Here is a 12,713-nt window from a genome sequence, read left to right as displayed (position 1 = left end):
CTCCTCAGCCTCAGCAGGCTCGGCCGGGGGGAGAGACGTGATGGAGGCGGTGCCGGCACGCGCACGGGTGTACGTCGCCTGCGCGGTCCTCGGCGCCGCGTGCTGCCTGCTCCCGCTGTGCGGCCCGCGCACGCCCTGCTGGGCGGTCGCGCTGCCGGCCGCGCTGTACGCCGCCGGCGAGCAGGCCGCCGCCCGATGGCGGTTCGCCGGGACGTTCTACCCCGTGCTCCTCGCCGGGGCCTTCCTGCTCCCGCCGGCCGCCGCCGCCCTGGTGCCGCTGCCGGGCGCGCTGCTCTCGCCGGTCGGCCGGCGCTCGCCGTGGCTGCGCCGGACCTGGCGGGCCGCCCAGCTGGCCCTCGCCGTGTGCGCCGCCGCCCGCGTGCACCGGGCGCTGGGCGGACCGGACGCCGTCGCGGCGTCCGACTTCCCCTACGCCCTGCTGCCCGCCGGGACCGCGGTCCTCACGTTCTGCCTGGCGCTGACCGCGCTGGACGGGGGGATCCTCGCGCTGGCCGAGCGGGTGCCGGTCCGGCGGGCCTGGCGAGGACTGTTCGTACGCTCCCTCGCGCCGGTCGCCGTGCACGGCCTCGCCGGGCTGATGATGGCCGTGCTGTGGCACAGCCCGTACGGGCCGGTGGCCGCGCTGCTGGTGCTGCTGCCGATGTGCGTGTCGGGATGGGCGTTCGCGCAGTACCACCGGGAGCGGGCCGCCCACCAGGCGACGATCCGGGCACTGGTGCAGGCCGTCGACATCAAGGACGGCTACACGCGCGGGCACAGCGAGCGCGTCGGGCAGGCGTCGATGATGATCGCGCGCGAACTCGGCATGGACGAGGCGCGCGTCGAGGTGCTGCGGTTCGCCGGGATCCTGCACGACGTGGGCAAGCTCGGCGTCCCCACCCGGCTGCTGCGCAAGGACGGCCCGCTCACCCCGCAGGAGCGGCGGGTGATCGAACTGCACCCGGAGTACGGGCACGAGATGGTGCGCGGAATCGGTTTCCTGGGCGAGGCGCGGGCGGCGGTGCTGCACCACCACGAACGGCTGGACGGCAGCGGGTACCCGTACGGGCTGGCCGGCGGCCAGATCCCCGAGTCGGCGCGGGTGGTCGCGGTCGCCGACGCGTTCGACGCGATGACGTCCACGCGCTCCTACAGCAGGGCGCGGCCCGTCTCCGCGGCCCTGGAGGAACTCCAGCGGTGCGCGGGGGCCCAGTTCGACCCCCGCATGGTCGGCGCCCTGGTCCGGGCCCTCGCCCGGCACGGCTGGCGCCCGGCGGTCACCGCCGAGGAGGACCGCGCGGCCCCGCCCGCGCCGCGCGCCGGCGGCAGGCCCCGGGCACGCCGGTGAGCCCCCGCCCGCCGCTGACGCTCCTCATCCACACGGCGGCCGCCCTGGTGGCCGCCGGCTCCCTCCTCGCCACCTGCTGGACCGGCCTGGTCGAACGCCCCACCGCCCTCGCCTTCGGCCTGCTCGTCGCCGTCGGCGAGCTGGCCCGGTGGACCGGCGCCCGGGTCAGGGAGGCCGCGCCGCTCGGGGCCGCCGCGGCGCTGTCGTACGCGCTGCTCGGGGACGACGCGGGCCGGCCCACGACCCACGGCGCCGTGCAGGTCGTCACCGTCGTCCTCGCCGCCGCCCTGGCCGGCAACGTGCCGCACATCGCGCGCGGACAGCGGGCGGTGACCGACCACCTCGCCCGGCGCGTGCTCGCCGTCGCCTTCGCCGCCGTGTGCTTCCAGCCCCTGTACGACCGCGGGCTGTTCGACACCTGGGTCGGCCCCGCGTACGCGCTGCTGCTGCCGACGCTGCTCGCCCTGACCGCGCTGTGCGACGCCGTCCTCGCCGCCGCGCTCGCGCACTCCCGCGCCGGCTGGCCCTTCGGCCCGCTGCTGCGGGACGAACTGCGCGCCCTGCTCGGCATCGGCTCGGCGGTGTGCGCCACGGGCGCGGTGACGTCGCTCGCGGTCGCCGTCGCGGGACTGTGGGCGCTGCCGGTGTTCTCGCTGCCGCTGCTGCTCACCCAGATGTCCTTCCGCCGGTACGCGGCCGTGCGGACCACCAACCGGCAGACCATCGCCTCCCTCGCCCGCGCCACCGAGATCGCCGGGTACACCCCGGCCGGGCACGCCCGGCGGGTGGCCGCGCTCAGCCGGGCCGTCGGCCGGGACCTGGGCCTGACCAGGCCGGAGCTCGCCGTGCTGGAGTGCGCCGCCCTCATGCACGACATCGGCCAGCTCAGCCTGGTCGACCCGGTCCCGGCGGGCGCCACGGCCGGCCTGCCGGTGGCCGAGCAGCGCCGGATCGCGCTGCTCGGCGGGGCCGTGGTCCGCCAGACCGGCGTCGACCGGGCGGTCGCCGTGGTCGTCGAGCGGCAGGCCGACCCCTACCGGGAGCAGCCGGTCGCCGCCCGGATCGTGCGGACCGTCAACGCCTACGAGGAGAAGGCGCGGGACGCCGGACCCGGCGGGCCCCTGACGGCGCTGGAGGAACTGCGGCTGGCGACCGCGGCGGACTACGCGCCCGAGGTGGTGGAATCCCTGGCCCGCGTCCTGGCCCGGGACTGTCTGACGCCGTTCCCGGCTGGGTAACCCATGGGTAATGAGCGTGCTTCCAGCCACACGTGGTTGGATGCGAAGAGAGAGAGTGTCCAGGGGCACTGGCCAGCCCACTGAACGGAACCGGCAGGCGGGAATCGTGAGGATCTTCGGCAAGGGACGGCACCGGCCCTCCGCCTCCTGGCGGCAGGCCACCGATCGTGCGTTCACGCTGATCGGCGACGGCCGGTACGAGGACGCGGGCGCGCTGCTGACGCGGGCCGCCGATCTGGAGCCCTGGCTGTCGGAGTCCTGGTTCAACCTCGCCCTGCTGCACAAGTTCCGGCACGACTGGGAGCAGGCTCGGGCGGCCGGTCTGCGGGCCGTGGCGCTGCTGGACCGGGAGACCGGGGCACCCGACTGGTGGAACGTCGGCATCGCGGCCACCGCCCTGCAGGACTGGCCGCTGGCCCGGCGGGCCTGGCAGGCGTACGGGCTGCGGGTGCCGGGCACGGCCACCGCGTCCGGGGAGCCGGTCGGCATGGACCTCGGCAGCGCGGCCGTACGGCTGTCCCCGGAGGGGGAGGCCGAGGTGGTGTGGGGCCGCCGGCTGGACCCGGCCCGCATCGAGGTGCTGTCGATCCCGCTGCCGTCCTCCGGGCGGCGCTGGGGCGAGGTCGTGCTGCACGACGGGGTGCCGCACGGCGAGCGGACCACCGCGGCCGGGCACGCCTACCCGGTGTTCGACGAGATCGAGCTGTGGGCGCCGTCCCCCGTGCCGACATGGGTGGTCCTGCTGGAGGCCGCCACCGAGGACGACCGGGACGCCCTGGAGCAGCTCGCCGCCGACGCGGGCTTCGCGGCGGAGGACTGGTCGTCGTCCGTGCGGCTGCTGTGCCGGATGTGCTCGGAGTCCCGGATGCCCTCGGACGAGGGCGACGGCGAGCACCTCGACCCGCACGACCACAGCGAACCGGGGCACCCCGGCCCGCTCGGGCACCGCACCGACGGCCAGCTGTGGGTGCCGGAGCGGGAGTGCGGGGTCGCGGCGCCCGCGTCGCTGGTGCGGGGGCTGCTGGACGGGTGGGTCGCGGACAGCCCGGACTCGAGGGACTGGCGGGATCTCGAAGAGGTCTGCTGAACCCAGCTCCTTTGAACCCGGGGCCCCGGAACGGCCGCCTGCCGGTGCACCGCTCCCTTTAGGCTGTACCCGCAGAATTTCCCATGCTTGCAGGAAGGCGTACGTCGGTCATGGCGCAGCAGGACACCGATCAGCAGCACGCGGGCGTGCTCCCCGTGGACGACGAGGGCTTCGTCATCGACACCGAGGACTGCGAGGAGCGCGAGAACGCCTGGCGCGAGCGCGGCACCTCGCGGCCGATCACGGTGGTGGGCAACCCGGTGCTGCACAAGGAGTGCAAGGACGTCACCGAGTTCGGCGAGGAGCTCCAGCAGCTGGTGGCGGACATGTTCGCCTCGCAGCGCACCGCCGAGGGCGTGGGCCTGGCCGCCAACCAGATCGGCGTCGACCTGAAGGTCTTCGTCTACGACTGCCAGGACGACCAGGGCGTCCGGCACGTCGGCGTGGTCTGCAACCCGAAGCTGGCCGAACTGCCCGCCGAACGGCGTCGCCTCGACGACAGCAACGAGGGCTGCCTGTCCGTGCCGACCGCCTACGCCCCGCTCGCGCGCCCGGACTACGCGGAGGTCACCGGGCAGGACGAGCAGGGCAACCCGGTCAAGGTGCGCGGCACCGGCTACTTCGCCCGGTGCCTGCAGCACGAGACCGACCACCTCTACGGGTACCTCTACATCGACCGCCTCTCCAAGCGTGAACGCAAGGACGCGCTGCGGCAGATGGCCGAGAACGAGCCCCGCTACCCGGTCGTCGCCAACGACTGACGCCGCACACCTCCCCGGCGCGTCCGGGTACCCGCCGGGGCGACCGGTCAGGCCGCCTCGGACCCCCGGAACGTGCGCCGGTAAGCGTTCGGGGTGGTCCCCAGCACCTGCGTGAACTGGTGGCGCAGCGCCGCCGCGGTCCCGAACCCGGTCCGGCCCGCGATCGCGTCCACCGTCTCGTCCGTAGCCTCCAGCAGCCGCTGGGCCAGCAGCACCCGCTGGCGCAGGATCCAGCGGTAGGGCGTGGTACCGGTCTCCTGCTGGAAGCGGCGCGCGAAGGTGCGCGGCGACATGTGGGCGCGGGCGGCGAGCTGCTCGACGGTGACGTCCTCGTCGAGGTGCCGCTCCATCCAGACCAGCACCTCGGCCACCGTGTCGCCCTGGGAGCGGGGCAGCGGGCGCTCGATGTACTGGGCCTGCCCGCCGTCCCGGTGCGGGGGCACCACCATGCGCCGGGCGATCTTGTTGGCGACCTCCGGGCCCTGCTCCTTGCGCACGATGTGCAGGCAGGCGTCGATGCCGGCGGCCGTGCCGGCCGAGGTGATCACCGGGTCCTCGTCGACGTACAGCACGTCGGGCTCGACGGTCAGCCGCGGGTACGCCCGGGACAGTCCCTCCGCGTGGTGCCAGTGCACCGCGCAGCGCCGGCCGTCGAGCAGTCCGGCCGCGGCGAGCACGAACACGCCGGAACACACGCTCAGCACCCGTGCCCCGCGGTCCACCCCGCGCCGCAGGGCGTCCAGCAGGTCGGGCGGGAACTCACGCGTCTCGTAACCGGCGCAGGCCGGCACGGCGATCAGGTCGGCCGACTCCAGCCGTTCGAGGCCGTGGTCGACGTGCAGGGCGAAGCCGCCCCGTGAGGAGAGCTTCGGGCCCTCGGCGGAGGCGACGGCGAAGTCGTACACCGGCAGTCCGTCGTCGCTGCGGTCGATGCCGAAGACCTCGCAGACCACGCCGAGTTCGAAGGGGTTCACGCCGTTCAGGACGACGGCGGCCACGTTCTGCAGCATGCCGCCAGTCTGCCTCATCGTTGGCAGCTTTTCGAGGGTGTGCGGCAGTCCTGCCACTGTTTGTCAGGAGTCACCGGCGCGACAGTGGTGTCCATGGATACGACACACATCGAAGCACTGACCGGAATGCTGACCGTTCTCGGGATCCTCGTCCTGCTGATCCTGCCGTCGGTGGCCGGCATCCTCCACGACCGGCGCGTCGACCGGCAGATCCGGGAGGCCGAGCGGGCCCGCGCGGAGGCGGGCGCCCGGCGTCCCGCACGGCGGCCGGGCTACCTCACCACCACGGTGACCCACCACTCCTGAATCCCCTTGCACGAGATCCGGCCGGTCTGCGCGGCGCACAGCGGCCGCTGCGAGGACAGCCGGGAGCGGCCGGCGGAGACGGCCTCGAAGGCGGCGCTCGCGTCGCCCGGCCGCAGCACGAAGCCGCTGTTGGTGGCCCGCAGCCCGGTACCGCTCACGGCGACCGGCTTCCAGGGCCGTCCGGCGGTCCCGTCCAGGCTGACGCGGACCGTGCCGCCCACGGCCAGGCAGACGGTACGGCCGCTGTCGGCGGCGTCCAGTTGCGCGGTGTCCGCGCAGCCGGCCGCGGCGGTGGTCGTGGGGGAGGACGGCGAGACGGTGCCGCCGCCACCCCCTTTCCCGCTCCCCGTCCCGCTGCCGCCGCCGCAGCCGGCGGCGGCCAGAGTCAGCGCGGCGAGGGCGAGAGCGGTGCGGTGGGTCGTCCGGCGCATGGGTGGCCTCCTTCCCGGTCCTCCGGTCCTCCGGTCCTCCGGTCTTCCCGGTCGGTCTTCCCGGACGGTCGGTCTTCCCGGTCTTCCCGGTCGGACCCCGGTTGGACGTACCACCCGCGTTCCCGGATCCCGGTCAGAAGTCCTCGTCGAGGTCGACCGTGCCCTCCACCGCGACCTGGTAGGCCGACGGGCGCCGCTCGAAGAAGTTGGTCAGCTCCTGGACGCCCTGCAGCTCCATGAAGGGGAAGGGGTTCTCCGAGCCGTACACGGGTGCGAAGCCGAGGCGGACGAGGCGCTGGTCGGCGACGCACTCCAGGTACTGGCGCATCGAGTCGGTGTTCATGCCCGGCAGCCCGTCGCCGCACAGGTCCCGCGCGAACTGCAGCTCCGCCTCGACGGCCTCCCGCAGCATGTCCGTCACCTGCTGCCCGAGCTCGTCGTCGAAGAGGTCCGGTTCCTCCTTGCGCACGGTGTCGACCACGTCGAAGGCGAACGACATGTGCATCGTCTCGTCGCGGAACACCCAGTTGGTGCCGGTCGCCAGGCCGTGCAGCAGACCCCGGCTGCGGAACCAGTAGACGTACGCGAAGGCGCCGTAGAAGAACAGGCCCTCGATGCACGCGGCGAAGCAGATCAGGTTCAGCAGGAAGCGGCGGCGGTCGGCCCGGGTCTCCAGGCGGTCGATCTTCTCCACCTCGTCCATCCACCGGAAGCAGAACCCCGCCTTCTCACGGATCGACGGGATGTTCTCCACCGCCGCGAAGGCGGCCGCCCGGTCGTCCGGATCGGGCAGGTAGGTGTCCAGCAGGGTCAGGTAGAACTGGACGTGCACGGCCTCCTCGAACAGCTGGCGGCTGAGGTACAGCCGCGCCTCGGGAGAGTTGATGTGCCTGTACAGCGTCAGCACGAGGTTGTTCGCGACGATCGAGTCGCCCGTCGCGAAGAACGCCACCAGGCGGCCGATCAGGTGCTGTTCGGCGGGTGTCAGCTTCGCGAGGTCGGCCACGTCCGAGTGGAGGTCGACCTCCTCCACGGTCCAGGTGTTCTTGATCGCGTCCCGGTAGCGCTCGTAGAAGTCCGGGTAGCGCATGGGGCGCAGCGTCAGCTCGAAGCCGGGGTCGAGCAGGTGGTGGGAGCGCGTCACTGGCAGGCCTCGCAGGACTCGGGGTTCTCAAGGGAGCAGGCGACGGCTTCGGGGTCGGCCGCCTGCTGTACGGGGACGGTGGCCGCCTGGGCCCGGGCGGCGCGCGCGATGCGGGTCGCCGGGCGCGAGCGCAGGTAGTACGTCGTCTTCAGGCCCTGCTTCCAGGCGTACGCGTACATCGAGGAGAGCTTGCCGATCGTCGGCGTCTCCAGGAACAGGTTCAGGGACTGCGACTGGTCCAGGAACGGGGTGCGGGCGGCGGCCATGTCGATCAGGCCGCGCTGCGGGATCTCCCACGCCGTGCGGTACAGCCGCCGGACGTCCTCGGGGATCCACGCGAAGTCCTGGACCGAGCCGTTCGCCTCCCGCAGCGCCTCGCGGGTGCGGGCGTCCCACACGCCCAGCTCCTTGAGGTCCCTGACCAGGTACGAGTTGACCTGAAGGAACTCGCCGGACAGCGTCTCGCGCTTGAACAGGTTGGACACCTGCGGCTCGATGCACTCGTACACGCCGGCGATCGAGGCGATGGTGGCGGTCGGGGCGACGGCCAGCAGCAGGGAGTTGCGCAGGCCGACCGCGGCGATCCGTTCGCGCAGCGCCGCCCAGCGCTCCGGCCAGGCGAACTCCACGCCGTAGTGGTCGGGGTGGAGCACGCCCCGGGCGGTACGGGTCTGCTTCCAGGCCGGCAGCGGGCCGCTCCGTTCGGCGAGGTCGGCGGAGGCTTCGTAGGCGGCGAGCATGACGCGCTCGGCGATCCGCGTCGAGAGGTCCCGGGCCCGCTGCGAGTCGAAGGGCAGGCGCAGCTTGAAGAAGACGTCCTGCAGGCCCATCACGCCCAGGCCGACCGGGCGCCATCGGGCGTTGGAGCGGCCCGCCTGCTCGGTCGGGTAGTAGTTGACGTCGACGACGCGGTCGAGGAAGGTGACGGCCGTGCGGACGGTGGCGTCCAGCCGCTCCCAGTCGATCTCCCCGTCGTCGACGAAGGCGCCGAGGTTGACCGAACCGAGGTTGCAGACGGCCGTCTCCCCGTCGTCGGTGACCTCCAGGATCTCGGTGCACAGGTTGGAGGAGTGCACGACGCGGCCCGGCTCGGCGGTCTGGTTGGCGGTGCGGTTGGCGGTGTCCTTGAAGGTCATCCAGCCGTTGCCGGTCTGCGCGAGGGTGCGCATCATGCGGCCGTACAGCTCGCGCGCCGGAAGGGTTCTGCGCGCCAGCCCCTCGGCCTCGGCCTTCCGGTAGGCGGCGTCGAAGTCCTCGCCCCACAGGTCGACCAGCTCGGGCACGTCCGACGGGGAGAACAGCGACCACTGCCCGTCGGCGTTCACCCGGCGCATGAACTCGTCCGGGACCCAGTGCGCGAGGTTGAGGTTGTGCGTGCGGCGGGCGTCCTCGCCGGTGTTGTCGCGCAGTTCCAGGAACTCCTCGATGTCGGCGTGCCAGGTCTCCAGGTAGACGGCGGCCGCACCCTTGCGCCGGCCGCCCTGGTTCACGGCGGCGACCGAGGCGTCGAGGGTCTTCAGGAACGGGACGATGCCGCCCGAGTGCCCGTTGGTGCCGCGGATGAGCGAACCGCGGGAGCGGATGCGGGAGAAGGCGATGCCGATGCCGCCCGCGTGCTTGGAGAGCCGGGCGACCTGGTGGTAGCGGTCGTAGAGGGAGTCCAGCTCGTCCAGCGGGGAGTCGAGCAGGTAGCAGGACGACATCTGGGGGTGCCGGGTGCCGGAGTTGAACAGCGTGGGGGAGGAGGGGAGGTAGTCGAGGCGGCTCATGAGCCCGTAGAGCGCGGCGACCTCGTCGGCGGAGCGGACCGTGTCGTCCTCGGCCAGACCGCTCGCCACCCGCAGCAGGAAGTGCTGGGGCGTCTCGATCACACGGCGGGTGATCGGATGCCGCAGCAGGTAGCGGCTGTGCAGGGTGCGCAGGCCGAAGTAGCCGAAGCGGTCGTCCGCCCGCGCGTCCACCAGCGCGTCGAGGCGTGCCGCGTGGACGCGCACGAACGCGGCGGTCCGGTCCGCGATGAGGCCCTCGCGGTGCCCGACGGCGACCGACCCGGTGAACGACGTGACCCCCTGCGAGGCGGCCTCGGCGGTGATGCTGATCGTCAGCAGCCGGGCGGCCAGCCGTGAGTAGGCGGGGTCCTCGGAGATGAGGCCGGCGGCCGCCTCCGTGGCCAGCTCGCGCAGTTCCGTCACGTCCGCCCGCGCGGACCGGCCGCGCAGCGCGGCGGCGGCGACCCGGCCGGGGTCGGCGTCGGGCAGGTCGGCGGTCAACTCGGTCAGGGTCCGCAGCAGTTCGGCGCCGGGGCCGTCGCCGTCCGGCTGGATCACTGAGGCCGGATCCCGGGTCGCCGATGCCGGATCGGCTGGCGCGATGGTCACGTGGGGGCTCTCCCTCGCTCGGCACGGGGCCTTGCGGAGGGCAGGGGGCAGTCACGAGCGCACACGGCGCCGCGTCCACCGGCCCATTCCACGAGGCCCGGACGTCAGGCGCCCGGACCGGACGGCCGGGCGCGCTGTCGGCAGGTCCTCGGACTGACTCCTGCGCATGGACATGCACAAGTACACCGTTGCGGGACAGTTCCGGATTCGCACCGGATTCCCCTGCGGCGACAGCGAGCATGAGCATACATCTTGTGCCGTGCTGCCCTGTCACCCCCAGATGTTGTGTCGCGGTGGCTTCACAGCGTCAACGCATAGGCGAGCAGGGTGATGTCGTCCAGGTGCGGGATCGGGTTCCAGTCCCGCTCGGGAGCGCGGGCGAAGCCCACGCGTCCGTAGACGCGGTGGGCGGTGTGCATGGAGCGCTGGGTCGACAGGACGACGCGGACGCAGCCCTCCACGGCTCGGGCGCGGTCCAGGCAGGCGCGGACCAGCGCCTCGCCGACGCCCCGGCCGCGGGCGTCCTGCGCGACCGCGAGCATGCGGATCTCGGCCTCGCCGGGCCCGGCGATGTCGGCCATCGGGCCGCCGGACGGCACGAAGGTCACGCCGCCGAGCGGGCGGTCCCGGCGCACGGCGACCAGCACCTCGGCGGCGGCGGCGCGCTTGCCGACGTCCTTCAGCTCCGCGAGGTAGGCGTCGCTCTCCCCGAAGTCGAGGAGGCCGTCCCGCAGATATGCCTGGGCGGTGATCTCGCCGAGTGCCTCGTACTCCCCGGGGGCCGCCTGCCGTATCGCGATGTCCATGCGGCGAGTGTGCCCGACGGGTACGACAACGGGCCGCCGGTGTCCGCACCGACGGCCCGCCCGTCCGTACCGCCTCCTACTGGGGCGCCCCCGCGGTCGCGGGCGGCAGCTCCACCCGCACTCCCGCGTCCCCGGCGTCGGCCGTGTAGTCCTCGGGCCGGGTCTGGTCGACGCCCTCCGGGGCCTTGACCGCCTTCAGCACGACGGTGAGGACCACGGTCACGATCACGTTCAGCACGAACGCCGTCAGGCCGATGTAGCCGATCTCGCCGATGCCGGGGATCTCCTTGGCGTTGCCGCCGAAGTGCGCCTGCGTCGGGGAGGCGATCCCGTACGCGGCGACCGTGCCGTACACCATGCCGGCCGCCCAGCCGGTGAGCAGCGCCCAGCGGTGGAACCACCGCGTGAACAGGCCGCCGACCAGGGCCGGGAAGGTCTGCAGGATCCAGATGCCGCCCAGCAGTTGGAAGTTGATGGCGACGGTCTTGTCCATCGTCAGCACGAAGACCAGCGCGCCCACCTTCACCAGCAGGGACACGATCTTGGAGACCCGGGTCTCCTCCTTCGGCGTCGCGTCGGGCCTGATGAAGTCCTTGTAGATGTTGCGGGTGAACAGGTTCGCCGCCGCGATGGACATGATGGCCGCCGGGACGAGGGCGCCGATGCCGATCGCGGCGAAGGCCACCCCGGCGAACCAGTCGGGGAACATGTTCTCGAACAGCTGCGGGATCGCCAGCTGCCCGTTGGTGACCTTCACCCCGGCCGCGATCGCCATGAAGCCCAGCAGGGCCAGCAGGCCGAGCATCAGCGAGTACAGCGGCAGGATCGTGGTGTTGCGGCGGATCACCTCGCGGCTCCCGGAGGACAGCGTCGCGGTGATCGAGTGCGGGTACATGAACAGCGCGAGCGCGGAGCCGAGCGCCAGCGTGGCATACGTCCACTGGCCCGCGGGGGCCGGCACGAGACCGCCCGCCCCCGCGGCGGCGAACTTCTCGCCCGCCTTGGCGAAGACGTCGTCGAACCCGCCCAGCTTGATCGGGATGTAGATGATCGCCACCGCGATGACGATGTAGATCAGCGTGTCCTTAACGAACGCGATCAGCGCGGGCGCCCGCAGGCCCGACGAGTAGGTGTAGGCCGCCAGCACGCCGAAGGCGATCAGCAGCGGCAGGTCCTTCACGAACCAGTTCGTGTTCTCGCCGCCGCCGATGCCCATCACGTCCAGCACCGCCTGGATGCCGACGAGCTGGAGCGCGATGTACGGCATCGTCGCCAGGATGCCGGTCACCGCGACCGCCAGCGACAGGCCCTTCGAGCCGAAGCGGCCGCGCACGAAGTCCGACGTCGTCACGTAGCCGTGCCGGTGGGACACCGACCACAGCCGCGGCAGGAACGTGAAGATCAGCGGATAGACGAGGATGGTGTACGGCACCGCGAAGAACCCGGCCGCCCCCGCCGCGTAGACCGCCGCCGGCACGGCGACGAAGGTGTACGCCGTGTACAGGTCGCCGCCCAGCAGGAACCACGTGATCCAGGTGCCGAACGACCGCCCGCCCAGCCCCCACTCGTCGAGGCTGTGCTCGTTCTCGGCCCGGCGCCAGCGCGCGGCCAGAAAGCCCATCGCCGTGACGGCGAGGAAGAAGAAGACGAAGACACCGAGGGCGATGCCGTTGACGCCGTCCTTCACTCCGACGCACCGCCCCTCTGCGCGGCGCGGACGCGCCGGTCGCGCTGCCACAGCTTGTACGCGGCCATCGTCAGCGCGGTGGACAGCAGCACCCAGAGCATCTGGTACCAGTAGAAGAACGGGATCCCGGCGAGCGTGGGATCCGTCTCGGCGTAGGAGCCGACCCACAGCATCGCCACGAAGGGCGCCGTCAGACAGACGGCGATGAGGATGCGAGCCGGTGTCACCACCGGGGGTCTGGCTTCGGGCGCATTAGACATACCGCGACTCCGTCCCGTCACTGATCACATGTGCAACGCGCAGGCAATCTAGGTCACGGTGTCACGTCAGCGGAAGACCGCGTCGCGAGGTCCGTGTGACGATTGTGTGCGGCCGCCGCCGCCTCGGCAACAGCACAAGTCCATCCGGGCGCCAGCCTTTTGACGGTCCGTCCGCATCCACTCGGAATCCGCTCGAACGCGCGCCCGGACGGCACCCGGGCGTTCGGAGCCGGCTTGCGCCCCGCGTTCGCTCTCGC

General features: G+C 72.7%; 12 protein-coding genes and 1 riboswitch. Of the genes, 5 read left to right on the top strand and 7 right to left on the bottom strand.

The window, feature by feature from the left end; translation table 11 throughout:
- Nucleotides 1-40: 40 nt before the first annotated feature.
- The 4 genes from AB0G63_RS21910 (at nt 41) to def (ending at nt 4,434) form a co-directional block, all read left to right on the top strand.
- The gene (locus AB0G63_RS21910) at nt 41-1,348 is read left to right on the top strand and encodes an HD-GYP domain-containing protein (protein WP_360752684.1); all 1,308 of its coding nucleotides are present in this window, start codon (nt 41-43) and stop codon (nt 1,346-1,348) included.
- Nucleotides 1,345-2,586, top strand: coding sequence for an HD domain-containing protein (locus AB0G63_RS21905; protein ID WP_360752681.1), 1,242 nt, complete (start codon nt 1,345-1,347; stop codon nt 2,584-2,586). Before AB0G63_RS21910 ends, AB0G63_RS21905 begins: the two co-directional genes overlap by 4 nt.
- 106 nt (nt 2,587-2,692) lie before the next feature.
- Entirely contained in the window at nt 2,693-3,673 is a 981-nt protein-coding gene (locus tag AB0G63_RS21900; protein ID WP_351892211.1) for a hypothetical protein, read from the top strand.
- Nucleotides 3,674-3,783: 110 nt separating this feature from the next.
- Nucleotides 3,784-4,434: a peptide deformylase gene (def, locus tag AB0G63_RS21895; protein ID WP_351892213.1), complete on the top strand. Its 651-nt coding sequence runs from the start codon at nt 3,784-3,786 to the stop codon at nt 4,432-4,434.
- Nucleotides 4,435-4,481: 47 nt separating this feature from the next.
- On the opposite strand, the gene AB0G63_RS21890 is transcribed toward def, so the two are convergent.
- A complete protein-coding gene (locus AB0G63_RS21890; RefSeq protein ID WP_360752771.1) occupies nt 4,482-5,444 on the bottom strand; it encodes a helix-turn-helix domain-containing protein in 963 nt (320 codons plus the stop codon).
- Nucleotides 5,445-5,537: 93 nt separating this feature from the next.
- On the opposite strand from AB0G63_RS21890, the gene AB0G63_RS21885 reads away from it, so the two are divergent.
- Nucleotides 5,538-5,750 carry a hypothetical protein gene (locus AB0G63_RS21885; protein ID WP_360752677.1) on the top strand — a complete coding sequence of 71 codons (213 nt, stop codon included), beginning with the start codon at nt 5,538-5,540 and terminating at the stop codon, nt 5,748-5,750.
- Here the strand turns inward: AB0G63_RS21885 and AB0G63_RS21880 are convergent.
- From AB0G63_RS21880 to AB0G63_RS21855, 6 genes are all read right to left on the bottom strand, one after another.
- Nucleotides 5,717-6,181, bottom strand: a complete 465-nt coding sequence (locus AB0G63_RS21880) for a hypothetical protein (RefSeq protein ID WP_360752674.1) — start codon at nt 6,179-6,181, stop codon at nt 5,717-5,719. The genes AB0G63_RS21885 and AB0G63_RS21880 overlap by 34 nt on opposite strands.
- 133 nt (nt 6,182-6,314) lie before the next feature.
- Entirely contained in the window at nt 6,315-7,271 is a 957-nt protein-coding gene (locus tag AB0G63_RS21875) for a ribonucleotide-diphosphate reductase subunit beta (protein WP_360752769.1), read from the bottom strand.
- A 50-nt stretch (nt 7,272-7,321) separates the two neighbouring features.
- Nucleotides 7,322-9,703 (bottom strand): ribonucleoside-diphosphate reductase subunit alpha, encoded by a 2,382-nt coding sequence (locus tag AB0G63_RS21870; RefSeq protein ID WP_360752672.1) that lies wholly within the window; start codon nt 9,701-9,703, stop codon nt 7,322-7,324.
- Between the two features lie 143 nt (nt 9,704-9,846).
- Nucleotides 9,847-9,925: riboswitch (cobalamin riboswitch) on the bottom strand.
- A gap of 77 nt (nt 9,926-10,002) precedes the next feature.
- Nucleotides 10,003-10,509: a GNAT family N-acetyltransferase gene (locus AB0G63_RS21865; protein WP_360752669.1), complete on the bottom strand. Its 507-nt coding sequence runs from the start codon at nt 10,507-10,509 to the stop codon at nt 10,003-10,005.
- A gap of 76 nt (nt 10,510-10,585) precedes the next feature.
- Nucleotides 10,586-12,196 (bottom strand): monocarboxylate uptake permease MctP, encoded by a 1,611-nt coding sequence (gene mctP, locus AB0G63_RS21860; RefSeq protein ID WP_360752666.1) that lies wholly within the window; start codon nt 12,194-12,196, stop codon nt 10,586-10,588.
- Nucleotides 12,193-12,456 (bottom strand): DUF3311 domain-containing protein, encoded by a 264-nt coding sequence (locus tag AB0G63_RS21855; RefSeq protein ID WP_360752663.1) that lies wholly within the window; start codon nt 12,454-12,456, stop codon nt 12,193-12,195. Before AB0G63_RS21855 ends, mctP begins: the two co-directional genes overlap by 4 nt.
- Nucleotides 12,457-12,713: the final 257 nt, after the last annotated feature.

It is taken from the genome of Streptomyces sp. NPDC020996, assembly GCF_040641355.1.
GTDB lineage: Bacteria > Actinomycetota > Actinomycetes > Streptomycetales > Streptomycetaceae > Streptomyces.
The sequence above is the reverse complement of the archived record's forward strand: the minus strand, read 5'-3'. Positions and strand labels throughout refer to the sequence as shown.

Bases quoted from the DNA above. Each gene is read 5' to 3' on its own strand.
- AB0G63_RS21910 (WP_360752684.1), top strand. From the start codon at position 41: ATGGAGGCGGTGCCGGCACGCGCACGGGTGTACGTCGCCTGCGCGGTC.
- def (WP_351892213.1), top strand. From the start codon at position 3,784: ATGGCGCAGCAGGACACCGATCAGCAGCACGCGGGCGTGCTCCCCGTG.
- AB0G63_RS21890 (WP_360752771.1), bottom strand. From the start codon at position 5,444: ATGCTGCAGAACGTGGCCGCCGTCGTCCTGAACGGCGTGAACCCCTTC.
- AB0G63_RS21885 (WP_360752677.1), top strand. From the start codon at position 5,538: ATGGATACGACACACATCGAAGCACTGACCGGAATGCTGACCGTTCTC.
- AB0G63_RS21880 (WP_360752674.1), bottom strand. From the start codon at position 6,181: ATGCGCCGGACGACCCACCGCACCGCTCTCGCCCTCGCCGCGCTGACT.
- AB0G63_RS21875 (WP_360752769.1), bottom strand. From the start codon at position 7,271: ATGCGCTACCCGGACTTCTACGAGCGCTACCGGGACGCGATCAAGAAC.
- AB0G63_RS21865 (WP_360752669.1), bottom strand. From the start codon at position 10,509: ATGGACATCGCGATACGGCAGGCGGCCCCCGGGGAGTACGAGGCACTC.
- AB0G63_RS21855 (WP_360752663.1), bottom strand. From the start codon at position 12,456: ATGTCTAATGCGCCCGAAGCCAGACCCCCGGTGGTGACACCGGCTCGC.